We start from the raw sequence: 25,731 nt of genomic DNA, 5'->3' as shown, positions 1-25,731 counted from the left end.
ATCAAACTGAATTTCTCGCTCTAAAGGAGTCTGGAATGTTCGAGTACGTATGGCTGATACCCCTGTTCCCGCTGATCGGTGTCGTGATTAACGGCCTTCTTGGGAAAAAGATCAAAAACGAGAAGGTTATTGGCGGCCTTGGTGCACTGATGGTCTTCTGCTCCTTCGTCGTCTCCTGCGGTATCTTGAAACAGCTGCTCTCGCTCCCGGGTGAGGAACGCGTTTTCGAGAAGATTCTTTTTACCTGGATCAAGTCTGGCCAGTTTAAAGCTGATATCGGCTTCCTAATCGACCCGCTGTCAGCCTTGATGATCATGGTTGTCACCGGCGTTGGCTTTCTGATTCATGTTTACTCCATAGGCTACATGCACGGTGAAGAGGGCTTTTATCGCTACTTCGCCTACCTGAATCTGTTTACCTTTTCGATGCTCCTTCTCGTCCTTGGCAACAACCTTCTTCTTATGTTTGTTGGCTGGGAGGGTGTAGGTCTCTGCTCCTACCTCTTGATTGGTTATTATTTCCACAAAAAGTCCGCGGGTGATGCCGGTAAGAAAGCGTTCGTCATGAACCGAGTCGGCGACTTCGGCTTTTTGCTCGGTACCTTCACGCTATTCTGGTATTTGGGGCAAAATCACAACGTCTGGACGATCAATTTCCGCGAGCTAGCCGCCAGTGCGCATCTGCTGCCGGTTGGTGGAATTGTGACAATAATTACGCTCTGTTTCTTCCTGGGTGCCACTGGCAAATCAGCCCAGATCCCTCTCTATACCTGGCTCCCTGACGCCATGGAAGGTCCGACTCCTGTTTCCGCCCTCATCCATGCGGCCACCATGGTAACCGCCGGTGTGTATATGATCGGCCGGCTGAACTTTGTCTATATCCGCTCCCACGAAACCATGATGGTGGTTGCAATCGTTGGCGCAGCAACCGCGCTGTTTGCGGCCACTATCGGTACGGCGCAGAACGATATCAAGCGGGTTCTAGCTTATTCTACTGTTTCCCAGTTGGGATACATGTTCCTCGGTATGGGGGTTGGCGCGTTCACCGCCGGTATCTTCCATCTGATGACCCACGCCTTCTTCAAGGCATGTCTGTTCCTTGGCTCCGGTTCGGTAATCCACTCAATGCACCATGCGCTCCATCATATCCATTCGCACGATGATCCTCAGGACATGAGAAATATGGGTGGCCTGCGGAAAGCCATGCCGTTGACCTTCCTGACCTTCCTGCTTGCAACGGTAGCCATTGCCGGTATTCCGGGCTTTGCTGGCTTCTTCAGTAAGGACGAGATTCTGTGGCAGGCATACGCGAATCCACATTTTGGTGAATTAAACACTGTTCTCTGGGCTGTTGGGGCGATAGCTGCCGGCCTGACTGCCTTCTACATGTTCCGGCTTGTGTTCATGACCTTTTTCGGCGAGTGCCGGATCAAGGAGAAAGCAAAGGAACATCTGCACGAGTCGCCTTTTGTCATCGTTTTTCCTTTGCTTGTTCTTGCCGGTCTGTCGGTGGTTGGAGGCTGGATTGGGGTGCCGAAACTTTTGGGTGATGCCCTGGGCGGGATGCCTAACTATCTTGAACAGTACCTCGAGCCGGTGTTTGCAAGCTCCAACGAGTTTGTGCAGCAGCAGATTCAACACGCTGCGGTTCATCACAGTGTCGGTTTAGAGTGGGGTTTGATGAGCATCTCGGTAATTATTGCCGTGGTTGGAATTGCCATCGCCTACTTGCTGTATGTTGCCGCTCCGTCGATCCCGGCGAAGTTTACTGCTGCATTCCCTGCGCTGCATCGTGCTGTCTACAACAAGTGGTACATCGATGAACTTTATGATTTCCTCTTCGTCAATCCGTGCAAGTGGTTGGGGAATTTCCTCTGGAAAGGCTTCGACGTGCTGATTGTTGATGGGGTTGTCAACGGGGTTGCTGCGGTAGTGAAGGGGTTCGGTGGCGTTTTGAGAAATATCCAGACAGGCTATGTTCACAATTACGCATTTACCATGGCCTTAGGTGTGGTTGTAATCGTAGGCTTCTACATCTTCCGTTAACAGTGAATTAATAGGACCAAAGGAGCAGAATTCATGAGCCAGTTTCCGTTAATCAGCGTGATGACCTTTCTTCCTCTCATGGGGGTCATTCTGCTCTTCTTCGTCAATAAGAAGAGCTACTCACTGCACCGGGTTATTGCTCTTGTAGTATCCCTGGCAACCTTTGTCGTATCGCTCCCCCTGGTCACCGGCTTTCAGTCCAACGCCGAGTTCCAGTTCGTGGAAAAGGTGCCCTGGATCTCTGTCGGCCCCTTCCAGATGAATTACCATGTCGGTATCGACGGGATTAGCCTCTGGCTTGTGATTCTGACCACCTTCATCATGCCGATTGCAATCCTTTCAACCTGGACAGCGGTTGAGGAGAAGGTCAAGGAATACATGATCTGTCTGCTTCTCCTTGAGGTCGGGATGTTGGGAGCGTTTATCTCTCTTGATCTCTTCCTGTTCTATATCTTCTGGGAAGTCATGTTGATCCCGATGTACTTCATCATCGGTATTTGGGGTGGCAAGAACAAGATTTATGCTGCGGTTAAGTTCTTCATTTATACCATGGTCGGTTCGATGCTGATGTTGGTTGCACTGATCGCGCTGTACTTCAAAGCTGGCGGTGGTGATTTCAGTCTCCTAAGGTTCTATGAGGTTTCTCTTGATCCCGCAACACAGACCTGGATGTTCCTTGCGTTTGCACTTGCCTTCGCAATTAAAGTGCCGATGTTTCCGCTGCATACCTGGTTGCCAGATGCTCATACGGAAGCACCGACAGCCGGTTCCGTGATCCTCGCCGCTGTGCTGCTGAAAATGGGAACTTACGGCTTTGTTCGGTTTGCCATGCCGCTCTTCCCCGATGCCACAGCACGTTTTACTCCTCTTTTTGCCACGTTGTCGGTAATCGGCATTATTTACGCTGCATTGGTAGCAATGGTGCAGGAAGACGTCAAAAAACTGGTTGCGTACTCATCTGTTGCTCACTTGGGATACGTCATGCTTGGCGTGTTTGCTCTCAACCAGCAGGGGCTGTCCGGTGGGATGCTGCAGATGCTGAATCATGGTGTGTCTACCGGCGCACTGTTCCTTATCGTCGGCTTTATCTACGAGCGGCGTCATACCCGTTTGATCACTGACTTTGGTGGGCTTGCCAAGCAGATGCCGATTTTTGCGACAATCTTCATGATTGTTACACTCTCTTCGATTGGTTTGCCGGGTACCAATGGTTTCGTTGGAGAGTTTCTTGTCCTGCTCGGCTCGTTTGAAAGCAGCCTCAGATGGTATGCGGTAATCGGAACGAGCGGCGTGATTCTCGCCGCTGTCTACATGCTCTGGATGTTCCAACGAGTTATGTTTGGCGAGCTGACCAATCCGAAAAACCAGACCCTGACTGATCTCAATGCCCGTGAAATTGTCATTATGTTGCCCCTGTTGGTGCTGATCTTTGTAATGGGTGTTTACCCGACTCCTTTTATCGACAAGATGAGTCCTTCTCTAGAGAAGTTGATAGTGCATTGTAAATCGAAGCAGCAGACCGCAAAAGCGGAAGTTCCCCAGCTTCCGGTTGCACAGGTAAGTCCCGCAGCGGCGGTGATACCCGCAGATTCCAAGTAAGCGTCTCAGAATAGCCACCGGAGGGAAATTAGATGGAAACAATTGCAATTCCAGCCATTAACTTCGCCCCGATCATGCCAGAGGTGATTCTTTCGATCTTTGGTATGGCGTTGCTCCTCGTTAATGTATTTGTGCCGAGCGAGCAGAAGGCCTATCTGGGGTACCTAAGTCTCGGAGGCATCATCATTGCTGCGCTGACATTGCTCAATGGCTGGGGAGCACCTCCTCAGGAGGGTTTTAGCAGCTCTGTACAACTCGACAATTTCGCGATTTTCTTTAAAGGGATCTTCCTACTCTCGGCTACGCTGACCATATTGATCTCTGACCACTATATGAAGCGCGAAGAGTGCAACGTTGGTGAACTCTATCCGTTGATTCTGTTTGCGACTACCGGGATGATGTTGATGGCTTCCGGAACGGACCTGATGACGATCTTCCTTGGTTTGGAAGTGCTTTCGGTTTCTCTTTATGTTCTGGCCGGCTTTAACCGGGCTAACGTAAAGTCGAATGAGGCTGGGCTTAAGTATTTCCTTCTCGGTGCATTTTCGACCGGCTTTCTCCTTTATGGAATGGCTCTGACTTATGGCGCAACTGGAACGACAAGGATCGCAAAGATTGCTGAATTCATCGCCCAGAATACTTCGGTGGCCGCGAATCCGATGTTTTACATCGGGATGTTGCTGATGGCTACGGGCTTTTCGTTCAAAATTGCTGCGGCCCCGTTCCACATGTGGACCCCCGATGTGTATGAAGGCGCTCCGACCCCCATAACTGCCTATATGTCTGCCGGGCCGAAGGCTGCTGGTTTTGCCGCCTTTCTTCGGGTACTGATCGTAGCCTTCCCTTCCTTGAAGGCTGATTGGACTGACCTCCTTTGGGTGTTAGCGGTCCTGACGATGACGATAGGCAATATCATCGCCCTCAATCAGAACAATATCAAGCGGATGCTTGCATATTCGTCGATTGCCCACGCCGGTTATGCGCTGGTCGGTTTTACGGCCGGGAATGCTGAGGGGACTGCGGGTATTCTCTTTTACATGCTGTCCTACACCTTCATGAACATTGGCGCGTTTGCCATCATCATCTTGGTGGGCAAAAAAGGCGAGGAAAACAATAACGTAAGCGATTACGCCGGATTTGCCACTAAGCATCCGGTACTTGCGCTCGCGATGTCGGTATTTCTCTTCTCCTTGGCGGGGATGCCACCGACTGCCGGTTTCATCGGGAAATTCTATCTCTTCTCCAGCGCTATCAAGGCAGGCTATATCTGGCTCGCCATTATCGGGGTACTGAATAGCGCTGCATCCGTTTACTACTACCTGCGGGTGATGGTTTACATGTACATGAAAGATCCGGTCGAAGAATTTGACTGGATGAAGGCCTCTCCGGCCGTTATGCTCTGCATTTTGGTTTCGGTGGCCGGTGCGCTGATCCCGGGCGTGCTTCCTTCGTACCTGCTCGAACTTGCACAAAAAGCGGTATTGCTGTAAGAATCAGCTGTTCATATATGGAGAAAAGGCCCTTTCGAAAGAAAGGGCCTTTTTTTATTAACTCAGATGCTCGAAGGAATCGTCTTTAACCAGAACCGCCAGCTTAGCAAGGCCCAGGGCTAGTTACGGACAGGATATTGGCAGAGGAATATCCGTTGGGATGGCAGCGGCTGTGCGCGCAGTATCATGCCATTGGCGAACGTGAACCGAGGTTTCTGGCAAAGTAATTGCCTTAGCTTGTAAGACTGTTAGCGCGCGACTGTCGTCTGGTGATTTGCGAAGGAACCTGGCAGTAATCTGGTGGGAATTTTCGACGACAAAAGAAGCTGTCCGGTAACCAGCAGTGGTAGCCGGCAGGCATTAATGAGTCATGATAATTTTCAGAGATTCGTCGATCTTTTCGACATCAACTTTGGTGTTGAAGCAAGGCCCAAAAGGACGGTCGTTAAGAACGCCGATTACCGGGAGTGGATAGCAATCTTTGATGCCCGAGGTGAGGTCACGTTCGCAAGCAACAGCCAGCACAAGCTTGGGACGTTTTTCGATGATAACCTTCCGCGCCAACGTTCCGCCAGTTGCCACGGAAATATCTATCTGATATTTCTGCGCCAGATCGGCAAGCCCTTTGATATCGCATCTGCCACAACGAACACATTTGTTAATGTTGCCGGTTACCTTGATCTCGCAGTCGAAAAGCTGCAGACAATGGGGAAGCAGGATCAGAATCCGATCCGGCTTTACCCGATAACGCTGAGACAGGACAAGGCTGTTGTTCATAGCGATAAAGGATTGGCGAATCGTATCGACGGAAATGCCGAGTGAGCGGCCGAGTAATTCGATGGCCGGGAGGAGGAACTTGATCACGACGCCGCGAAGAAAACGGGTGAAAAGGATATCCTTGCCGAGCGCCGTGGTCAGTACCAGTACAAGTGTGCCAAGGAGCGCTAGGGCCGAAAGCGATCCGAAGACGATGCCTACCAACCCCGGCAGTTTGGGGTGAATATTGGCAAGCCCGGTGGTCGGGACCCACCAGAGTAAATAGATGACCCCGACAATAATCAGGCAGGTTAGCCCCATCAGGGCGATGAAAAGGCGTTTTTGCGGTTGACGGTCAGGCATCGCCGGTCCTGGTGATAGCGGAAAAAGTGTCGCCGACACTAATTTTGTAGCCAGCAAGGAAGTCGGCAACCTTCAGGCGTTTCCGCCCTTCGAGCTGCAATTCCCTGACCAGCACGCTTTCATTGGTGCCACAGCCGACTACAATTCCGGCCGGGCCGACACTCAGAATGGTTCCGGCCGGCCCCGATTCTGCAGCCACATCAACTTGAAAAATCTTCACTAGCTGCCCGTGCAGGTAGGTAAATGCTCCGGGCCAGGGAGTCATCCCCCGGACAAGGTTTTTGATCTGCAGAGAGGACTTGGTCCAATCGATCAAGCCGTTGTCCTTCTTCAGCAAGGGGGCATAGCAGGATTGTGTATCATCCTGCTTCTGGCGCTGCAGCGTACCGGCCTGGAGTTGGTTCAGGGTCTCGTCAATCGTTTCGGCACCGAGCTGTGAAAGGCGATCATGGAGCGCTTGGGCGTCTTCGTCTGGAGTAATGGCCAGCTGGCGCTTGACCAGCATATCACCGGTATCGAGTCCGGCATCCATGAGCATGGTGGTAATGCCGGTCTCCGTTTCGCCGTTGATCAGGCACCAGTTGATGGGGGCTGCGCCACGATAACGGGGCAACAGCGAAGCGTGAATGTTGATACAGCCGAGCCGGGGGATGTCCAGGAGCGCCTGGGGCAAAATCTGGCCGAAGGCCACGACGACAATCAAGTCGGGGCCCAGCTCCCGAATTTGCTCAATAACATCCGGATTGCGCACCTTTACCGGCTGGAGTACCGGGACCCCGTGCTGTTCGGCAAGAACCTTTACCGGCGGAGGGAGAAGCTTCTGCCCGCGACCCTTGGGGCGATCGGGCTGGGTGACCACAGTGATTACGCGTTCACCACGCTCGATGAGCTTCTGCAGGGTCGGGCAGGCAAAGTCAGGGGTCCCCATGAAGATGATGCGCAGTCCGGGCATGGTATCTCCTTAACCTTCTTCAGTCTGACGGCGGTACTTCTTTTTGAAGATTTCCTTTTTGAGGGGGGAAAGATGGTCAACGAAAAGAATGCCATCGAGGTGGTCGATTTCGTGCTGAAAGGCGATCGCCAGCAACCCGTCGGCATGGTAGGTAATTTCTTCGCCGGCGAGGTTGAGCGCCCTGACGACAACCTGGGCGTGACGATGGACATTTGCCGCATACTTGGGGATGGACAGGCACCCTTCTTCCTCGTAACTGTCCCCCTCGGCATGGACGATCAACGGGTTGATCGCCACGATCAGCTCAGGACGGTCGTCGCGTTGTGAGACATCAATCACGACCAGTCGCTGGTTCACGCCGACCTGAGGAGCAGCCAAACCGACGCCTTGGGCCTCATACATGGTTTCGGCCATGTCGCGCACCAACTCCTTGATGGCGTCACTGATAATTGCCACCGGGGCGGACTTTCTTTTCAATATCGGGTCGGGATAGGCGAGGATCTTGCGGATCATTACGCACACCTTTATCAATAGATCATCTCATGAATATATAAATTTGCCCTGAAAAAATCAAATCAATACTGAAAGAGCAGGGTTACATGAGGTCTGCCGGGTCGACGTCGATCTGCAGACGAATCCCTGCCGGGGCAAGATAGGCCGAGCGGAAGTCGACCAGCAGATGATGCAGTTCGGTCCGGTTACGGGATTTCAGGAGAATCTGCCAGCGGAATCGCCCGCGCAGCTTGGCCAAGGGGGCGGGAGCCGGACCGAGTATCTCCAAGCGGGTGCCGGCCCGGCGGCGGACCGCCAACAATTTATCAGCGGCCAGCCGTGCTTCCCGCTCGACAGCCTCGCCGGCAGTTCCAGTCAGGTAGAGTGCCGCCAGAAACGCAAAGGGGGGGTAACCGGCCTCCCGGCGAAAATCCACCTCGCACCGGTAAAAACCGTCGATCTCACTCCCGCAGCTGAAGGTGAGAGCGTAGTGCTCGGGGTTTAGGCTCTGCACCATTACTTTCCCCGGCTCCGAGCCGCGGCCGGCCCGTCCCATAAGCTGGGTAATCAGTTGAAATGTCCGTTCGGCACTCCGGAAATCGGGAATATTGAGTGTTGACTCGACAGACAGTATCCCGACAAGGGTGATGCCGGGGAAGTCGTGGCCTTTTGCCACCATCTGGGTGCCGATCAGGATGTCGGTCTGCCGTTCGGCAACGCGTTGGAGAATCCGTGAATGGCTCCCCTTGCCGGACGTCGTATCGCGGTCCATCCGGTCGATCCGTGCGGCAGGGAACAGCTCGCGCAGTCGGGCCTCAACCTGTTCGGTGCCGATGCCGAAATGAGTGACCGGACCGTTGCAAGCGGGACAGACCGACGGCGCCGGGATCGAGTAATCGCAGTAATGGCAGCAATGGCGGTTGCGGCGCTGATGGTAGGTCAGCGTCACGGCGCAGTTAGGACAGCGAAGAACCTGCCCGCACTCGGCACAGGTAAGCCAAGTGGCGAATCCCCGGCGGTTGAGGAAGAGGAGGGATTGGCCGCCCGCCGCGAGGTTGTCGGTCAGGGCGGCAGCGAGCGGTGGCATGATCAATTCCCCGCGGCGTTGCCGCATGTCGATGATTTCAGCCCGGGGGAGCGGTTGGCCATTAACCCGGTGCGGGAGTGGCAAGACGGTTACCTGGCCGGCATGTGCCGCGTGCCAGGTTGTCACCTGGGGCGTGGCCGAGCCGAGGACGACACAGGCGTGGGCCATCTTGCCCCGGACGAGCGCCAGGTCCCGGGCATTGTAGCGGAATCCCTCGTTCTGTTTGTAGGACCCCTCGTGTTCTTCATCAACGACAATGATGCCGAGTCGTTCGAGGGGCGCAAAGATCGCCGAACGGGCACCAATGACGATCGATACCTCGCCGCGCCTGATCCGGCGCCATTCATCGTAACGCTCGCCGGTGGACAAGCCGCTGTGCAACACGGCTATTCCGCAGTCGAAACGGCGCTTGAATCGGTTGACCAGCTGGGGAGTGAGAGCGATCTCCGGGACCAATACGAGTGCGGTCTTGCCGAGTGGCAGCAGCTGGGCGATTGCCTGCAGGTACACCTCGGTCTTGCCGCTGCCGGTAACCCCGAACAGCAAGAACGGCTGGAAGCGTCCAGCCGCCATGGCGTCGCTGATCTGGTGCAAAGCCGCCGATTGCTCGGGATTGAGGGGAAGGGGAGCGTCTCGGTCGAAGATCACATCCTTGAATGGGTCCCGGTATACTTCGCGCTGGCGGGAGTGTACCAGACCCAGCTCAGCCAAACGACGCAACGGCGCGGTGCAGTCGGCGAACAATCGGCGCAACTCGGTCGCGGAATATTCGCCGCCGGTGCGGAAATGGTCGAGGAGCAAAGCAGCCTTGCCGCGCGGAGATCGCTCGACGGTTGCCCCGGGGGTGAGGCGATAGACCGTCTCGGTCTTGATGCGCTGGCCGCCGGTCAGAAGCTCGGCTGGCGCAGTGCCGGGCGTCACGGCAGCACCCTTTCTGCCGCTTTGCTGGTTAATGCCTGCCGGCAAGGCCGCTTTAAGGATTTCGCCCAAGGGATGCAGGTAATACGCTGCTGCCCAGCGGTAGAATTTCAGCTCCTGCGGGGTAAAGAGCGGCTGTTCGTCAAGCACGTCGAGGATATCGACGAGTTGATGTTCGCTGGTCGCTGCGTGGCCAAGGACATAGGCGGTCACCTTCCGCTTGCCGAAAGGGACCAGCACGCGTCGGCCGAGTTCGGCCTGCCGGGCGAGGGATGCCGGCACCCGGTAGTGGAAGGTGCTGTCCAGCGGCAGGGGGACGGCGACTTCAATTATGATGGAAAGGGGGTTGCTCATGGCCTCGGCGCCGTTCAACCGGCATTTCATTGAGAAGACCGCTTTGACGGGAAAGCGACTGCCTCTATCATAGCAGCAGAGAGGGGGGCGGGACAAGGAGAACGGCAGGGGGGCGCTGCCGGGAAAACCGTAAAGGCCATTCTTGACTTCAATCGTCCAGTTAAAGTACCCTGAAAAAATTAGTTACCAGGTGAGGGTTGCATGACGGCGGTTGAAGAGAGGCTGTACAAAAGAATCAAGAACGGGGTCGGCCGGGCGATCGCCGATTTCAACCTGATCGAGGAGGGGGACCGGATTGCTGTGGCGGTCTCGGGGGGGAAGGATTCCTATACCCTGCTCCAGATGCTCGAAGCACTGCGCCGCCGGGCGCCGGTCAAATATGAACTGCTGGCGCTGACCATCGATTCCGGCTACCCGGGGTTCCGGGCGGACATCATTGCCGCGCATTTACAGGCAACCGGCGTCCCCTATCACGTGGAAAAGACCAATCACTTTGAGATCATCACGGAAAAACGCCGCCCCGGTTCCTCCTACTGTTCGATCTGTGCCCGGCTCAAGCGCGGCGTACTCTATACCCTCGCTCAGCAGTTCGGCTGCAACAAGCTGGCGCTCGGCCACCATCTCGACGATTTCATCGAAACCCTGCTGCTCAACCAGTTCTACGTCGGTTCGCTGAAAGCGATGGCGCCACGGATGCTCGCCGACAACGGCGCGACGGTGGTCATCAGGCCGCTCGTCTATGTGGAGGAACAGGAGATCATCCCCTTTGCCCAACAGAGCGGCTTTCCGGTGGTCTGCTGTTGTTGCCCGGTCTGCGGGACGGCGGATCTGCAGCGGCAGCGGATGAAAAAGCTCCTCGCCGAACTGGAGAGGGAGAACCCGTCGGTCAAGCGGAGCCTCCTGCGGGCACTGGCCAACGTGCAGCCGCGCCATCTCCTCGACCGGGAGTTGCAGCAGGTTTGTGCCGTGCCCTGACGGTACGCTTTGCCGGGGACTTGCTCCGGCAGACGGCCGGCTCGGTTCGGCCTCGCCGCAGGTCGACCCAGCTGAGATAGCTACAGTAAATTACGAGACCGGCACCAAAGACAACCAACGGTTCCATAGTATCCTCCCGATAATGATATGGTGAGGATAACGCAAGGTTGTGACAGAATATGTCGCTTAGTAGCAGCCTCTATCCCGCCCGGACAAGGGAGTGCACGTGAACAGTCGCTACGTACAGCCGTTGCGGATCGCTATCCAGTGGATTTTTCTGCTATTCATGCTCTACCTGGGCGCCCGGCTTTACCTCTTCGTCCAGGCGGTCCGCGCCGGTGACCTGGCCGGTCTCGCGCCCCGTCCGGACGGTGTTGAGGGCTTCCTGCCGATCTCCGGTCTGCTGGGTGTGAAAGACTGGCTGGTCAACGGCACCATCAACCCGGTTCATCCGGCCGCCGTGGTGATCCTGCTGACGGTAGTGGCGGTGTCGTTACTGCTGAAACGCTCATTCTGCTCCTGGATCTGCCCGGTCGGCACTCTTTCCGAGTTGCTCTGGAAACGGGGCTTCGTCGTCCTGCGGCGCAATGTTCGCCCGCCGCTCTGGCTTGACCGGGTGCTGCGGGGGATAAAGTACCTGCTGCTTCTCTTCTTTCTCTCTTCGATCCTCTGGGTTATGCCGCCGGCCGCGGTCTCCGGCTTCGTCAACTCCGACTATAACAAGATCGCCGACGTTCGGCTGCTCGACTTCTTCCTCGGCCTTTCGGGGGTGCCGCTGGCGATCATCATCGTCCTGGTGATCCTCTCCCTGCCGGTGCGCAACCCCTTCTGCCGTTACCTCTGCCCGTACGGAGCGCTGCTCGGGCTCGTCGCGCTCGTTTCGCCGCTTAAGGTGACCCGGGAACGGGCCGCCTGCGTCTCCTGCGGCCTCTGCACCCAGGTCTGCCCCGCCTACATCCCGGTGATGGCCAAGGAGCGGGTCCATTCCGAGGAGTGCATCGGCTGCTGGCGCTGCGTCAGTCACTGCCGGGCAGCCGGCGCCCTGGAGATGAAGCTGCCCGGCCGAAAGATCGCCGTGAGCGGGATCGTCTTCGCCATGCTGGTGGTTGGGCTGTTCTGGGGTGGTACCGTGATCGGCAAGATCACCGGCCATTGGCGGACGGCGATCCCGCTCAGCGAATACGTCCGGCTGCTTGGCGACTGAGGCACCGGCGCAAGAATCGGCCGGGGGGACACCCTCCCCCATGTGCCGGCTGCACACCACTACACACTAAGGAATAAGGAGAATGCAGATGTCACTGACAAGCGAACTGGCGGCTTGGTCCTATGAACAGAAATGTCGCACGGCGGTCGCGGCGCTGGAGAAAAACGGCTTCACCGCCTGCTACTGCGCCAACCGCCAGGAGGCCTTCGATTATATCGTCAACGAAGCAGCGCCTGCCCAATCGGTCGGCTTCGGCGGTTCCATGTCGATCGCCGATCTCCAGGTGGCGGAGCGGCTGCAGGGCGAGGGGAAGGAGCTCCTGATCCACGGCCGCCCCGGGCTGACCCCGGAGGAGCGGCTGGCAATCATGCGCCGCCAGCTCACCTGCGACCTGTTCCTGACCGGTACCAACGCCCTGACCCTTTCCGGCTGGCTGGTCAATATTGATGCCACTGGCAACCGGGTCGGTTCGATGCTCTTCGGCCCGAAAGAGGTGATCGTCGTCGCCGGGCGGAACAAGCTGGTGGACGGCGATCTCGAGACGGCGATCCGCCGGGTCAAGGAGTGGGCATCGCCCCCGAACGCCCGCCGGCTCAACTACCAGACGCCCTGCGGCAGCACCGGCTTCTGTGCCGACTGCAACGCCCCCGACCGAATCTGCCGGATCACCACGGTGATCGACCGCAAACCCCGGCTCACCGACCTCCGGGTGCTGGTGGTGAACGAGGACCTGGGGTTCTAGGCGGTGATCCTCCGGGCGTTTCTCGATATCCTCTTCCCGCCCCTCTGCCATGTCTGCAAATCCTTCATCCCGGCGGCGGGGCCGTTGCACCTCTGCCCCGCCTGTCACCGGGACGTCCGCTTCATCTCCTCCCCCTGCTGCGTCACCTGCGGAGTTCCCTTTGCCACCGAGGAGGGAATTGACCACCGCTGCGGAGCGTGCCAGACTACACCTCCGCCCTTCACCGCCGCCCGGAGTGCTGTCCTGCTTGCCGGGCCGGTCCAGCAGCTGGTGCACCGCTTCAAGTATGGCCACAAGGTGCACCTGCGCCGACCGCTTGCCCTGTTGGCCGGGGAAACGCTGGCCCCCTTCGTCCAGACGGCTGGCCCGGAACTGATGGTGCCGGTGCCGCTCCATCCGCGCCGCCTGCGGGAGCGGGGGTTCAATCAGGCAATCCTAGTCGGCGAGGTGCTGGCCGCCACCTGGGGGGTGCCGCTGCTGCGCGATACTCTGCGCCGACAGCGGCCGACCACCCCACAGGTCGGGCTCAGTGCCGGCGAGCGGCGGGAAAATGTCTGCGGGGCTTTTACCGTGGCCGCGCCGGACCGCATCGCCGGCAAGAAGATCCTTTTGGTCGACGACGTGTACACGACCGGCAGCACACTGGCGGAGTGCGCCCGGGAGTTGCGCCGGGCGGGGGCCGCCGAGGTGGTGGCGGTCACCGTTGCCCGGACGTCGGCGCCCTGAGGGTGCCGCCTCTCCTGGTGTGGCGGCCGCGACTGCCGGCATCTGTAGAATAATGTTTTATATCGTTGTCGATCGCCAGTATGATTTCGCATCGCTTCCAGCCCGTTGATCCGTTCCTCCTCTTGACAAATCATGAGAATTGGTAAGACTTGTTGGTAAATGCCGTTTTATCCCGTGCCGGGTATTCCGACCCGGGACGCATCGCCGCAAGCAGGCCCGCTCTCCCTCACTTGCCCAAGGAGGAACCGATATGGCGAAGAAGCGTGATGGTCTGGAAGTGGGGCCGGTGACCGGCCCCGATTTGTGGGAGGAGCGGGGAATCTCGCGCCGTGACTTCCTGAAGTTCTGTACGGCCATGACGGCCGCCCTGGCCCTGCCGGCGTCGTTCGTGCCGCGGATCGCCGCGGCGCTGGAGAGCGACAACCGGCCGTCGGTGATCTGGCTGGAGTTCCAGGGGTGCACCGGCGATTCGGAGGCCTTTCTCCGGGCGGCCAACCCGACGGTAGCCGAGATTGTCCTCGATGTTCTCTCCGTCGATTATCATGAAACCATCATGGCTGCCGCCGGCCACCAGGCCGAGGATGCTCGCCTGCAGACGATGAAGGCGCGTAACGGCAAATACATCGCTGTGGTCGAGGGGGGGATTCCGCTCAAGGATGGCGGCGTCTACTGCTGTGTCGGCGGCAAGGCGGCGGTGGATATCGTCCGCGAGGTCTGCGGCGGGGCGCTGGCCACCATCGCCGTCGGTACCTGTGCCTCCTACGGCGGCATCCCGGCCGCCGCCCCCAATCCGACCGGTGCGGTCGGCGTCAAGGAGGCGGTGCCGAATGCAACGGTCATCAACCTTCCCGGCTGTCCTCTCAATACCGACAATCTGGTTGCCACCATCGTCTATTTCATCACCTTCGGCAAACTGCCGGTGGTCGACGGCAAAGGGCGGCCACTCTTCGCCTACGGCAAGCGGATCCACGACAACTGCGAGCGCCGGCCCCATTTTGATGCCGGCCAGTATGTGGAGCAGTGGGGGGACGAGGCGCACCGCAAGGGGTACTGTCTGTACAAGATGGGGTGCAAGGGGCCGGAGACCTTCCATAACTGCAGCATCCAGCGCTACAACGAACGGACCAGCTGGCCGGTGGGGGCCGGCCATGGCTGCGCCGGCTGCTCCGAGCCGTACTTCTGGGATTCGATGACCCCCTTCTACCGGCGACTCCCCAATGTCCCCGGTTTCGGCATCGAGACGACCGCCGACAAGATCGGCCTCGGCGTCGCCGCGGCGACTGCGGCGGCCTTTGCCGCCCACGGGGTGGTGAGCGCCTTCCGGCATGATGACGAATCCGCAGGGAAAAAGGAGGAGTAGGCCATGGCGAAAATTGTCGTTGATCCGATTACCCGCATCGAAGGGCACCTCCGCATCCAGGCGGAGGTCAACGGCGGCAGCATCAAGGATGCCTGGAGTTCGAGCACCATGTTCCGGGGGATCGAGAAGATTCTCCGGGGACGGGATCCGCGCGATGCCTGGTTCTTCACCCAGCGGTTCTGCGGCGTCTGTACCACGGTCCATTCCATCGCCTCGATCCGGGCAGTGGAGAACGCCCTCGGCATCAAGGTGCCGTTGAACGCCGAACTGATCCGCAACCTGATCATCGGTGTCCAGGCGGTCCAGGACCATGTGATCCATTTCTACCACCTCCACGCCCTCGACTGGGTCGATATCACCTCCGGCCTGAAGGCCGATCCGGCCAAGACGGCGGCGCTGGCGGCCTCGCTCTCCGACTGGCCGCTCAATTCTCCCACCTATTTCAAGGGGGTCCAGGAGCGGCTGGCCGCCTTTGTTGCCAAGGGCCGCCTCGGCCCCTTCGGCAACGCCTACTGGGGGCATCCGGCCTACCGGCTCCCCCCGGAGGCGAACCTGATGGCTACCGCCCACTATCTGGAAGCTCTCGACTGGCAGCGGGAAATCATCAAGATCCATGCGATTCTCGGCAGCAAGAATCCCCATCCCCAGACCTTCCTGGTCGGCGGGATGGCGATTCCGGTCGATCCCAATTCCCAAAACGCCCTCAATGTCGACAAGATTGCCGAGATCGGCGAGCTGCTGAAGAAGGCCAAGACCTTCGTCGAAAAAGTCTACATTCCCGACCTGCTGGCGGTCGCCTCGTTCTACAAGGAATGGGCCGGGATCGGCGGCGGGGTCGGCAACTATCTCTGCTGTGGCGAATATCCCGCCGACAACAGCGGCAAGCCGGAGCGGCTCTGGCTTCCCCAGGGGATCATCCTCAACCGGGATCTCTCCCGCGTTTATCCGCTCGATCAACGGAAAGTCACCGAATCGGTGGCCCACTCCTGGTACGAAGGGGGGGCCAAGGGTGTTCATCCGTGGGATGAGCAGACCGAGGCAAAGTACACCGGCCCGAAACCGCCTTACGACCTGCTCGACACCGACCAGAAGTACTCGTGGGTCAAGTCGCCCCGCTATGATGGAATCCCGCTGGAGACCGGCCCGCTGGCGACGGTCCTCGTCGCTTACGCCGCCGGTCATCCGGGGGCGAAGGGGGCGGTCGACATGGTACTGCAGAAACTCGGGGTCGGTCCCGAGGCGCTCTTCTCCACCCTCGGGCGGACCGCTGCCCGCGGCATCGAAACCCTGCTGGTGGCCCGCGAGCTTCCCAACTGGCTCAATCAACTGGTGGCCAACATCGGTGGCGGTGATCTGACCATCCACAACAACGAGCGCTGGGATCCCGCCACCTGGCCCCGCGAGGCGGCGGGTTACGGCTGGCACAATGCCCCCCGCGGCTCCCTCGGGCACTGGATCAGGATCCGCGAACAGCAGATCGAGAATTATCAGGCGGTGGTCCCTTCGACCTGGAATGCCTCGCCGCGGGACGAGCGGGGCCAGCGCGGCCCTTACGAAGCGGCGCTGCTCGGGACGCCGATTGCCGATCCGGCCAAGCCGCTGGAGATCCTCCGCACCATTCATTCCTTCGACCCGTGCCTGGCCTGCGCCGTCCACGTTGTCGACCCGGCGGGCGGCGAACTGGTCAGGGTCCAGGTTCTCTGAGGGGGGTGAAGCATGGCACGGCAGAGCTGTCTCGCTGAAAAGTACGTCTGGGAAATCCCGGTCCGGGTCAGCCACTGGGTGAACTTCCTCGCCATCATCATCCTGTCGGTGACCGGCTACTACATCGGCTCCCCCAAGAGCCTCGGTCTCACCCCGGCGGATTATGTCATGGGGTGGGTGCGGTTTGTCCATTTCACCACCGGCTTCATTTTTGCCGTCAGCGTCGCCAGCCGGATCTACTGGGCCTTCGTCGGTAACCGCTATGCCCGGTGGCGGGAGTTCTTCCCGCTGCTCAGCCGGGAGGGACGGCAGAATGCCTGGGCGACGTTCAAGTTCTACACCTTTCTCACCAGGAAAGTCCCCCATCCGCCGGGACATAACGCCCTGGCCGGGATGGCCTACTCGATGGTCTTTCTCCTCTACCTGGTGATGATCGGCAGCGGCTTCGCCCTCTACGCCGAGCATGCCCCCGGCGGGGTGATGCATCTCCTCGCCACACCGCTCTACGCGCTGTTCAGCGACCAGGGGCTGCGGCTCACCCACCACCTGGTGATGTGGCTGCTGATCGCCTTCGCCATCCATCATGTCTACAGTGCCTGGCTGATGGACATCAAGGAGCGGTGCGGGGTGATTTCGAGCATGTTCAGCGGCTATAAGGCGATGCCCAAGGAGTGACACCCTGGCAATCCTGGTTCTCGGCATAGGCAATCTGATCATGTCCGACGATGGCGTCGGAGTGCGGGTGGCGCAACGGCTGCAACAGGAGTTCCGTTTCCCCGCCGGGGTGACGGTGCTGGACGGCGGCACCCTCGGCCTCGACCTGCTTCCCCGCTTCGAGGGGGTGACCCGGCTGCTGGTGATCGATGCGCTGGAGACCGGCGGGCCGCCGGGGACCACCGTCCGGCTGGTGGGCGACGAGCTGCCGGTGGCGCTCAAGACCAAGCTGTCGCCGCACCAGATGGGGTTGCAGGATCTCCTGGCGGTGGCCGAGCTGCAGGGGAACTGCCCGGAGGAGATGATTCTCTGGGGGGTGCAGCCGGCGAACATCGAGGTCGGCATGGAGCTGTCGGCGCCGGTGGCGGCGCAGCTCGATTTCCTGGTGGCGAAGAGTCTCGACGAGCTGGCAGCCTGGGGTGCTCATCCGGCAACGCGCTAACCAGTCATCTCTCTGAACGGCAGACACCGCCCGGACCGCAGTTGGTCCGGGCGGTGTCGTTTTGCCCGCGCGCCGGCAAATAACCACTTGCCGGAACGGAGGCCGTTTGCTATGTTCGAAGCGGATCACATCCCTGTGCCCGTGAGGATAGAACATGGTTGAAGCGATGAAGAACATTGTGGTTTTTGTCAGCGATCTGGAGGTCGCCAAGACCTTCTACAAGGAGCAGTTGAAGCTGCCGCTGGTGCAGGAAGCGATGACGATGCTGGAATTTTTCCCCGGCGGGACATCGCTGGGGGTGGCGGCCGCCCTGACCGACGAGGCGAAGGCGCTGGTCGGACGGCACACCGGGATCACCCTGCGGGTGTCGGAGATCGATACACTCTGCAGCGAACTGGCCGAGGCAGGGGTGACCTTCGCCGAACCGCTGGAGCACAGCCCCTGGGGCAAGATGGCGGTGGTCCAGGATCCGGACGGCAACCTCTTTGCCCTGGTTGACCGGTAGGCGGCAGTGATGGTTGCGATCACCGGTGAACTGCTCGACCGGCTTACCGCCGAGGCGCGGAATCATCCGCGGCGGCGGAAGAATTTCAATCTCCACCCGAGCGACGACTTCTGCTGCCATCGGCTGCTCAATGCCGTCGAGCCGGGATCCTACGTCCCTCCCCACTGTCATCTCGATCCGGCCAAGGACGAGTCGATGATCATTCTGCGCGGTTGCCTCGGCATCGTCACCTTCGATGCGGCCGGGAACGTGACCGACCGCCAGCTCCTCCGCCCGGGGGGGGACACCGTGGCCGTCGATCTCCCCCATGGTTCGTTCCATAGTATCGTCAGCCTCGAAAGCGGCACCGTTTTCTTCGAGGCCAAGGCCGGTCCCTATCTGCCGCTCGCCGCGGCGGAGAAGGCCGGTTGGGCGCCGGCGGAAGGCGATCCCAGGGCCGTCGCCTATCTTGCCGCGCTGGAAGGGCTGTTCCACCAGTCATGATGCTTCGCCGTTCGTTAACGATCCTCGCCGTGCTTGTTTTCCTCTGCCCCATGCTGGCGGCCGCCCGCCCGGCCCCCCGGCCGGAAACCGGGATTGGTCTGCTGGTGGTGCGGCCGGCGGCCGGCGCCGCGGTGCCGGTCCCGGCGCCGCTGGTCATCTATCGGGAGCCGGGGATCGGCCGGCTCGGCGAGCGGAGCCCGGCGAAGATGCATTCCCTGACGACAGTGGTCAGGACCGCTTCCGGCGAATACCCGCTGACCGTCACCGCCACCAGGCTCGACTGGCTGAAGATCGTCTATGACGACGCCGGGCGTGAAGGGTGGATCGAGGAGCAGCGGCCCTGGACCTTCGTCCGCTGGGACGACTACCTGCGCGGCAAGGCGGCCCACCTGCTGCGGGGGCTGCGCAAACCATACTACCAGCTGCGCGGCGGGCCGGAAGAAGGTGCCCCGGAGCGGGCGACGCTGACCCCGGAGCGGCAGCTGCGGATCATCGAGGTGGCCGGCGACCGGGTCCGGGTGCTGGTCGATCTGACCACTATGGGGTGGCTGCGCTGGCGGGACGAGGACGGGAGAATACTCCTGGCCATCGATTGAAACGGCCGGCGAAAAAAGCATTGACTTGCGGAAAACGCTGTGTTATTCGAGACAGTATGAAAAGAAACACTGTTTCCATCATTGCGGCAGCACGAGCTATCGGCGCCGCGGCGCGACGCGCCGCAGGGGATCCCGCTGCCTGGTGAGGAACTGTATATACTGATTTGCAGTCAAAGGCCGTGGGTAACTCCACGGCCTTTTTGCATTCTTGGCTTGACGGCACCATCATCGCACGGATACGCACCATCAATATTTACGGGGGAATTGTGAGAAACGAACTTGTAACACCGGGAGCGGGAGAACTGACCTACGAAATCCGCAACATTGTCAACGTGGCGGAGAAGCTGCAGAAGCATGGCGTGAAGATCAACTGGGAGAACATCGGCGACCCAATCGTCAAGGGGGAGGATATCCCGCGCTGGATGAAAGAGATCGTCGCCGGCGAAGTGATGCACAACGATACCTGGGGTTACTGCCACACCCGCGGCGTCCTGGAAACCCGCGAGTTCATCTGCGGGATGACCAACCGGCGAGGGGGGGCGCAGATCACCCCCGACGACATCATCTTCTTCAACGGCCTTGGCGACGCCATCTCCACCGTTTACGGCAACCTGCGCCACGAAAGCCGGGTCTTGATGCCGTCGCCGACCTACACCACCCACTCGATCGGCGAAGCGGCCCATGCCACCGCCGCCCCGGTCTGTTACCGGCTGCGGCCGGAAGAGCTGTGGGCCCCCGACTTGATCGACCTGGAAAACCACGTCAAGTACAATCCGCAGATTTCCGGCATCCTGCTGATCAACCCCGACAATCCGACCGGGATGGTTTACCCGGAAGAGACCCTGCGGCGGATCGTCGCCATTGCAAGCACCTACGAACTCTTCCTGATCGTCGACGAAGTCTACAACAACATCGTCTATAACGGTCAGAAGACCGTGCCGATCTCCGACGTCATCGGCGATGTGCCGGCCATCGCCATGAAGGGGATTTCCAAGGAGATCCCCTGGCCCGGCTCCCGCTGCGGCTGGATCGAGGTTTACAACAGCGACAAGGACGAGCGGTTCTGCAAATACATCAACTCGATCCTCAGCTCGAAGATGAACGAGGTCTGCTCGACCACCCTGCCCCAGCGCTGCATTCCGGCCATCATGAGCCACCCGGAGTACCAGAATTACCTCCGGGAACGGATCGGCCGCTACGAGCGGATCAGCAACATCACCTACGACTGCCTCAAGGAAGTGCCGGGGCTTTTGGTCAACCGGACCAACGGCGCCTTCTACATGTCGGTGGCTTTCCGCGACGGCCTGCTTAACCAGACCCAGAGCCTGCCGATTGCCAACGCCGAGGTGCGCGAGCTGGTAGAGGGGCTGGTGAATGCCCCCGGCGTCTCCCCGGACAAGCGGTTCGTTTACTACGTCCTCGCCCATACCGGCATCTGCATCGTCCCGCTCTCCTCCTTCAACACCTCGCTCCAGGGGTTCCGGGTTACGCTGCTGGAGAGGGACGAGGCCGAGTGTATGCGAATCTACAAGACGCTGGCACAGAAGATCGGCGAATACCTCAACTCCTGAAACGACGCACGGGCAGCGGGGCGGCCAAACGGTCGCCCCGTTTTTTTCCGCTTCAAGCTGCCAACGACGAATACCACGTATCCGCAAAGGAGGGGCTCATGGAAAAATTTCTGCACACGGTGCGGGAAACGGTGAATCCGGCCACCCAGCCGGTGGGGGTCACCCTGGTGAAAGACCCGGCGCTGGTGGAGGGGAAAAAGGTCAAGGTCCGGGGGCAGCGGCTGGCGATCTGCCAGCAGATCGCCTACAGCCGGCTCTACGGCTGGTCGACCTGGGCCGACCGGGCCACCTCCCACTGCGTCCTCGGCGCCGCCTGCGCCGGGCTGATCGCTCCGCCGGCCCGGGTACTGGACGGTTCGGTCAACACGGGCATCTATCAGCAGGACCAGCCGGCAGCGGCGGTGATGCAGCAACAGATGCCACGGCTCGCCCCGGGGACGGCCGGGGTGCTCACCTATCCGCTCGGCCGTCCGGTCGACGGCGTCGCCGCGGACCTGGTGGTACTCTATGTCAATTCGGCCCAGGCGATGCGCTTCGTCCAGGCGTTCCTCTACCGGGAGGGGGGTGAGTTCACGATGAAGAGTTCGGGCGATGCCGGGGTCTGCTCGCGGGGTGTTGCCCAGGTGGCGCTGACCGACCGGCCGGTGGTAGAGATCCCCTGTCTCGGCGACCGTCGGTTCGCCATGGCGCAGGACCACGAACTGATCGTCGGCATCCCGGTCTCCTGGCTCGACCGGACGGCCGAGGGGCTCGCCGCGACCCATAAGGCGGGAATCCGCTACCCGGTGCCGTTCCAACTGCCGGTCGGCTGCGACCTGCCGCCGGACTACATCACCCGGGACGACGACCGGTAGCGACGGGACGCACCGTCAGGCCGGGCGACGGAAGAAGCCCTTGAGCCCGGCGGCCTCCCCGTGCTACGGTAGGGAAAAATCATCGGCACAAAGGAGATCCCGCAATGGAATCACCACTCACTATCGGCCGGGAACGGGTTGCCGTTACCCATCATACCTTTATCCGCCGGGTTTACGGCTGGATGGCCGCCGGCCTCGCCCTGACCGCTCTGACCGCCCTGCTGACCATCTCCAGCGAACCACTGCTCCGGCTGGTCTTCGGCAACCGGCTGGTGTTCTACGCCCTGGTCATCGGCGAACTGGGGCTGGTCGTCGCCCTCTCCGCGGCGATCAACCGATTGAGCGCCGCCACCGCGACGCTGCTCTTCCTCCTCTACTCGGCGTTGAGCGGCGTCACCTTTTCGGCGATCTTTCTCGCCTATACCCAGTCGTCCATCGCCACCACCTTCCTGGTGACGGCCGGCACCTTCGGCGCCATGAGCGCCTACGGGACACTCACCCGCCGCGACCTGACCTCCTGGGGGAGCTTTCTCTTCATGGGGCTGATCGGCATCGTCCTCGCCTCGCTGGTCAACCTGTTTTTCAAGAGTCCGCTGGTCTACTGGGTCTCCACCTACTGCGGAATCATCGTCTTCGTCGGTCTCACCGCCTACGATACCCAGAAGCTGAAGGCGATGGCCCAGTACGGCTTCGCCGACGGCGACGCCGAGCGGAAAGGGGCGATCGTCGGTGCGCTGCAGCTCTACCTCGATTTCGTCAACCTGTTTCTGATGCTGCTCCGGTTGTTCGGCCGGCGCCGCTGATTCATTCTCGCTGGCCGGCCGCCTTCGTTCGGGGGCGGCCGGCTAACGCCCCTCCTCGACGTACTTTCCGTAGATCCACCCCTCCCGCGCTTTGCCGCGGTGTTCCCAACGAATCTTCACCCATTTTCTCTCTTTTGCCACGATCGTCACCGGGGCGCCGCCGCGAAGCACCGCCACGGGCCGGCCATGCGAGCCGGGGTGTTGCCGGACGTTGACATTGCGATGACGGCTGGTGATCCGGGCGGTGACCGGCGTGGCGGGGGCAGTGACCACCACCACGGCGGCTGTCGGTGCCGGTGCCGGCTCGACCGGTTTTGGCACCGCCGGTGATGGCGCTGCCGCGGCCGGCGGCTCGGGTGACGCTTCGGCCGCGAAGGAAGGCGATGGTGCTTGGGGGATCGTCGGCTCCGGCGCGGTGGCGCAGGCAGCGACGAGGGCGAGGGCGAACAGGGCGGCGCTGCGGATGACAGTGCTGGTGGCGCGATGGGTCATGATGCGGACTCTCCTTCTGGGAGACGGCCGGCGATGCTGCCGATGGTCCCGCCGGCGACGGTGGTGTGGCTTGATTCAGTAAAGTGTAGCACCGGACTCTGGCGGTCGACAAGGGCATCGTTTGCGGCGACGACGTCTGCGTTGCGAGGTGGGCTCAGGAAAAGGATGGTCGCGTCGGTGCCGGTGCTATCCTGGTCTCCCGGGCACATGCCCTGCCAAAGAACTGGAAGAACCGAAAAAAAACTGATATGTTTCGACAGTTTCTCATAAACGCCGGAGTTGGCGGGGCCGGGGCGGGAAAAGCCGTGGTGAAGGGAGAGCAAATCTATGTCTGACGACATTCGCTGGAAACAGCGCTTCGACAATTACAAGCGCGCATTGCATCAGCTTACCTTGGCCGTGCTGCTTCTGGAGCAACGTCCGCTCTCCGATCTGGAACAGCAAGGGATCATTCAAGGGTTCGAGTTTACCCACGAACTCGCCTGGAATGTATTGAAGGATTATCTGGAATACGAAGGGATTCAAGGGCTCATGGGCTCCAGAAGCACCGTCCGAGAAGCGTTCAAACGGGGCCTAATCAGCGATGGCGAGACGTGGATGGACATGATTGAGAAACGGAATCTTTCCAGCCATACCTATAATCTCGAGGTGGCAAACCAGCTGGTAATCGCCATTCGCGACGCATACCACCCGGCATTCCTGAAACTGCTGGAGCGGTTGGATAAAGAAGTCTGATATGCCGGATTTCGGTCTCCCTGACACGACGTTGGTTGTTATCCGGCAGATTCTCGCCGACTTTCCCGCCGTTGAAAAAGCGATTCTGTATGGTTCGCGGGCCAAGGGTACTTACCGGCACGGCTCCGACATCGATCTGGCCCTCGTGGGAGATGGACTCGACCTGCGCGTCCTGGGGCAGATCGCTGTCAGGCTTGAGGAATCGCCGATTCCGTACCAAGTGGACCTGACTCTGTGGGGCCAGATCGACCATGTGCAACTGAGGGAGCATATCGATCGGGTCGGGGTGGTTTTTTACCAGCGGGCAAGACCCGATGGGGAGGAGTGCAGGGAGGACGGCGGGGTGGAGTAAAGAAGTCGGGTCCAAATGGCAAGCGGCTGGCGGAACTTGCTGGGGAAGCATTCGTCCTGGACGTCGGAACGCCTGAAGATCCTGATGCACCGCAAAGAGTACGAGCGGGCGGTAACGGTGCTACTCAAGGAGAAATATCTCCGCTATGCCTGGGACTCCACTGATGAACTGCGGGCAGCCAAGCGGCTGGAGAGCCACTTCCCGGCGCAGATCTTCACCTACTACCTGTCCGGGCTTGGCAACCTGAACAGCAATGCCACCCGAAAAGGTTATGCCGAGCGGGCCCAGGTCATGCTCAAGGTCCGGCACATGCTGGTTGACGTGCTGAAGGACGAGAATCGCTGGAAGGCGTTTGCAGGCAAGGTAAAGCGTGACAACCTCCGCCGGCCGGCCTTTCAGGAGGAGTTTGCCAAGGTTGTTCCTGGGTGGCGGGAGTTGGTTTGAACCTGTGAAGGGATGTCCGAAAGTCTAACCTGACCCTGTGGGCTCTATTAGCGGTTGTCGGAGATTATAACGCATGTGATTTTCGGCTTATCCCGAGGTGACGAGGATCTCCGAGCTGATGAGGCAGGTGTCCCATTGAGATTGGTTCGCGCAAGCTAAGTAGCCCTTTTGAGCTGAAAGCCGCCTGCAAGTGGTGAGGACTCACGCGAAAAAGAAAAAGGCCTTCCGGTCGGTTAACGGAAGGCCTTTTTGACTTCTAAATGGTGCCCAGGGACGGAATCGAACCGCCGACACGAGGATTTTCAGTCCTCTGCTCTACCGACTGAGCTACCTGGGCGAAAAGAGCTATCATCTATAGCCCGAAATTGGCGAGGTGTCAACAGCTTTTTTCCCGGAATCGCTCAGGCCCGGGAGACAAAGCGGCAGTCGCGGGTGTCGACCTTGATTTTTTCGCCGACCTCCAGGTAAGGGGGGACCTGGAGGGTGAGGCCAGTTTCGAGGGTCGCCTCTTTGGTCTGGGCGGTGGCGGTGGCGTTCTTGAGGACCGGCGGAGTGTCGGTGATGGCCAGTTCCACCACCTGGGGCGGGTCGACACTGACCATCTGCTCCTGGAAGATGCCGAGGGTGACTTCGACGCCGTCGATGAGGTAGTAGCGGATGGCCTCGAAGGCCTCGGCAGCCAGTTCGAATTGCTCGTAGGTTTCCAGGTCCATGAAGACGCCACGGTCGCCGTCGGCGTAAAGATACTGCCCCTTGTGCCGCTCGAAGTCGGCTTCCTCGACCTTGTCGCCGGAGCGGAAGGTCTTGTCGAGCACCTGGCCGGTCAGCAGGTTGCGGAAGCGGGTCTTGACCATGGTGTTGGCACCGCGGGCGGACGGCGACTGGAAGGTGACGTCGATCAGGAGGCAGGGGGCGCCGTCGAGCTTGATGACGATGCCGCGTTTGAAATCGGATGTGGTGAGCATGGTGATTC

General features: G+C 59.8%; 26 protein-coding genes and 1 tRNA gene. 20 read left to right on the top strand and 7 right to left on the bottom strand.

What is annotated here, in order from left to right; translation table 11 throughout:
• The first annotated feature begins 35 nt into the window (after positions 1-35).
• Genes nuoL through QMN23_RS18635 form a run of 3 tightly spaced genes read left to right on the top strand, consistent with a single transcriptional unit; the run spans position 36 to position 5,134 of the window.
• The gene (nuoL, locus tag QMN23_RS18645) at positions 36-2,045 is read left to right on the top strand and encodes an NADH-quinone oxidoreductase subunit L (RefSeq protein WP_282000838.1); all 2,010 of its coding nucleotides are present in this window, start codon (positions 36-38) and stop codon (positions 2,043-2,045) included.
• 33 nt (positions 2,046-2,078) lie between these two features.
• Positions 2,079-3,644, top strand: coding sequence for an NADH-quinone oxidoreductase subunit M (locus tag QMN23_RS18640; protein WP_282000837.1), 1,566 nt, complete (start codon positions 2,079-2,081; stop codon positions 3,642-3,644).
• Between the two features lie 32 nt (positions 3,645-3,676).
• Positions 3,677-5,134, top strand: a complete 1,458-nt coding sequence (locus QMN23_RS18635) for an NADH-quinone oxidoreductase subunit N (protein WP_282000836.1) — start codon at positions 3,677-3,679, stop codon at positions 5,132-5,134.
• A 360-nt stretch (positions 5,135-5,494) separates the two neighbouring features.
• Here the strand turns inward: QMN23_RS18635 and QMN23_RS18630 are convergent, their stop codons facing one another.
• From QMN23_RS18630 to priA, 4 genes are all read right to left on the bottom strand, one after another.
• The gene (locus tag QMN23_RS18630) at positions 5,495-6,253 is read right to left on the bottom strand and encodes a DUF116 domain-containing protein (protein ID WP_282000835.1); all 759 of its coding nucleotides are present in this window, start codon (positions 6,251-6,253) and stop codon (positions 5,495-5,497) included.
• A complete protein-coding gene (gene fmt / locus QMN23_RS18625; protein WP_282000834.1) occupies positions 6,246-7,205 on the bottom strand; it encodes a methionyl-tRNA formyltransferase in 960 nt (319 codons plus the stop codon). Before fmt ends, QMN23_RS18630 begins: the two co-directional genes overlap by 8 nt.
• Before the next feature lie 9 nt (positions 7,206-7,214).
• Positions 7,215-7,718: a peptide deformylase gene (gene def / locus QMN23_RS18620; RefSeq protein WP_282000833.1), complete on the bottom strand. Its 504-nt coding sequence runs from the start codon at positions 7,716-7,718 to the stop codon at positions 7,215-7,217.
• Between the two features lie 82 nt (positions 7,719-7,800).
• A complete protein-coding gene (gene priA / locus QMN23_RS18615) occupies positions 7,801-10,086 on the bottom strand; it encodes a replication restart helicase PriA (protein ID WP_282000832.1) in 2,286 nt (761 codons plus the stop codon).
• A 171-nt stretch (positions 10,087-10,257) separates the two neighbouring features.
• Between priA and ttcA the strand changes: the two genes are divergently transcribed.
• The 14 genes from ttcA (at position 10,258) to QMN23_RS18545 (ending at position 22,735) form a co-directional block, all read left to right on the top strand.
• Positions 10,258-11,031 (top strand): tRNA 2-thiocytidine(32) synthetase TtcA, encoded by a 774-nt coding sequence (ttcA, locus tag QMN23_RS18610; protein ID WP_282000831.1) that lies wholly within the window; start codon positions 10,258-10,260, stop codon positions 11,029-11,031.
• A gap of 226 nt (positions 11,032-11,257) precedes the next feature.
• Entirely contained in the window at positions 11,258-12,235 is a 978-nt protein-coding gene (locus tag QMN23_RS18605) for a 4Fe-4S binding protein (protein ID WP_282000830.1), read from the top strand.
• Positions 12,236-12,323: 88 nt separating this feature from the next.
• Positions 12,324-12,977, top strand: a complete 654-nt coding sequence (locus QMN23_RS18600) for a lactate utilization protein (protein WP_282000829.1) — start codon at positions 12,324-12,326, stop codon at positions 12,975-12,977.
• 3 nt (positions 12,978-12,980) lie between these two features.
• Positions 12,981-13,703, top strand: a complete 723-nt coding sequence (locus tag QMN23_RS18595; RefSeq protein WP_282000828.1) for a ComF family protein — start codon at positions 12,981-12,983, stop codon at positions 13,701-13,703.
• Between the two features lie 250 nt (positions 13,704-13,953).
• Positions 13,954-15,063, top strand: coding sequence for a hydrogenase small subunit (locus QMN23_RS18590; protein ID WP_282000827.1), 1,110 nt, complete (start codon positions 13,954-13,956; stop codon positions 15,061-15,063).
• Positions 15,064-15,066: 3 nt separating this feature from the next.
• On the top strand, positions 15,067-16,767 hold the full coding sequence (locus QMN23_RS18585; protein ID WP_282000826.1) for a nickel-dependent hydrogenase large subunit: 1,701 nt from the start codon (positions 15,067-15,069) through the stop codon (positions 16,765-16,767).
• A 12-nt stretch (positions 16,768-16,779) separates the two neighbouring features.
• Positions 16,780-17,442 (top strand): Ni/Fe-hydrogenase, b-type cytochrome subunit, encoded by a 663-nt coding sequence (gene cybH, locus QMN23_RS18580; protein WP_282000825.1) that lies wholly within the window; start codon positions 16,780-16,782, stop codon positions 17,440-17,442.
• Positions 17,443-17,446: 4 nt separating this feature from the next.
• On the top strand, positions 17,447-17,923 hold the full coding sequence (locus QMN23_RS18575) for a HyaD/HybD family hydrogenase maturation endopeptidase (RefSeq protein ID WP_282003943.1): 477 nt from the start codon (positions 17,447-17,449) through the stop codon (positions 17,921-17,923).
• A gap of 154 nt (positions 17,924-18,077) precedes the next feature.
• The gene (locus tag QMN23_RS18570; protein WP_282000824.1) at positions 18,078-18,428 is read left to right on the top strand and encodes a VOC family protein; all 351 of its coding nucleotides are present in this window, start codon (positions 18,078-18,080) and stop codon (positions 18,426-18,428) included.
• 9 nt (positions 18,429-18,437) lie between these two features.
• Positions 18,438-18,911, top strand: coding sequence for a WbuC family cupin fold metalloprotein (locus tag QMN23_RS18565; protein WP_282000823.1), 474 nt, complete (start codon positions 18,438-18,440; stop codon positions 18,909-18,911).
• Positions 18,908-19,507, top strand: a complete 600-nt coding sequence (locus QMN23_RS18560) for a hypothetical protein (protein ID WP_282000822.1) — start codon at positions 18,908-18,910, stop codon at positions 19,505-19,507. The genes QMN23_RS18565 and QMN23_RS18560 overlap by 4 nt, the downstream gene beginning before the upstream one ends.
• A gap of 266 nt (positions 19,508-19,773) precedes the next feature.
• Entirely contained in the window at positions 19,774-21,078 is a 1,305-nt protein-coding gene (locus QMN23_RS18555; RefSeq protein ID WP_282000821.1) for a pyridoxal phosphate-dependent aminotransferase, read from the top strand.
• 98 nt (positions 21,079-21,176) lie between these two features.
• A complete protein-coding gene (locus QMN23_RS18550; protein ID WP_282000820.1) occupies positions 21,177-21,932 on the top strand; it encodes a DUF169 domain-containing protein in 756 nt (251 codons plus the stop codon).
• 104 nt (positions 21,933-22,036) lie between these two features.
• Entirely contained in the window at positions 22,037-22,735 is a 699-nt protein-coding gene (locus QMN23_RS18545) for a Bax inhibitor-1/YccA family protein (protein ID WP_282000819.1), read from the top strand.
• Positions 22,736-22,777: 42 nt separating this feature from the next.
• On the opposite strand, the gene QMN23_RS18540 is transcribed toward QMN23_RS18545, so the two are convergent.
• Positions 22,778-23,227: an SH3 domain-containing protein gene (locus QMN23_RS18540; protein ID WP_282000818.1), complete on the bottom strand. Its 450-nt coding sequence runs from the start codon at positions 23,225-23,227 to the stop codon at positions 22,778-22,780.
• Positions 23,228-23,554: 327 nt separating this feature from the next.
• Between QMN23_RS18540 and QMN23_RS18535 the strand changes: the two genes are divergently transcribed.
• From QMN23_RS18535 to QMN23_RS18525, 3 genes are read left to right on the top strand one after another with little or no spacing between them, the layout of a single operon-like run.
• On the top strand, positions 23,555-23,962 hold the full coding sequence (locus tag QMN23_RS18535; RefSeq protein ID WP_282000817.1) for a nucleotidyltransferase substrate binding protein: 408 nt from the start codon (positions 23,555-23,557) through the stop codon (positions 23,960-23,962).
• 1 nt (position 23,963) lies between these two features.
• The gene (locus QMN23_RS18530) at positions 23,964-24,314 is read left to right on the top strand and encodes a nucleotidyltransferase domain-containing protein (RefSeq protein ID WP_282000816.1); all 351 of its coding nucleotides are present in this window, start codon (positions 23,964-23,966) and stop codon (positions 24,312-24,314) included.
• 15 nt (positions 24,315-24,329) lie between these two features.
• Positions 24,330-24,758, top strand: a complete 429-nt coding sequence (locus QMN23_RS18525; protein ID WP_282000815.1) for a hypothetical protein — start codon at positions 24,330-24,332, stop codon at positions 24,756-24,758.
• 261 nt (positions 24,759-25,019) lie between these two features.
• Here QMN23_RS18525 and QMN23_RS18520 read toward each other — a convergent pair.
• Together QMN23_RS18520 and QMN23_RS18515 are read right to left on the bottom strand one after the other, a co-directional pair.
• Positions 25,020-25,095 (bottom strand) — tRNA-Phe (locus tag QMN23_RS18520).
• Positions 25,096-25,159: 64 nt separating this feature from the next.
• Positions 25,160-25,723 (bottom strand): elongation factor P, encoded by a 564-nt coding sequence (locus QMN23_RS18515; protein WP_282000814.1) that lies wholly within the window; start codon positions 25,721-25,723, stop codon positions 25,160-25,162.
• Positions 25,724-25,731 lie beyond the last annotated feature (8 nt).

Origin of the sequence: Geotalea uraniireducens (assembly GCF_027943965.1) — a bacterium.
GTDB lineage: Bacteria > Desulfobacterota > Desulfuromonadia > Geobacterales > Geobacteraceae > Geobacter > Geobacter uraniireducens.
This window is presented reverse-complemented; position numbering and strand designations above follow the sequence as displayed.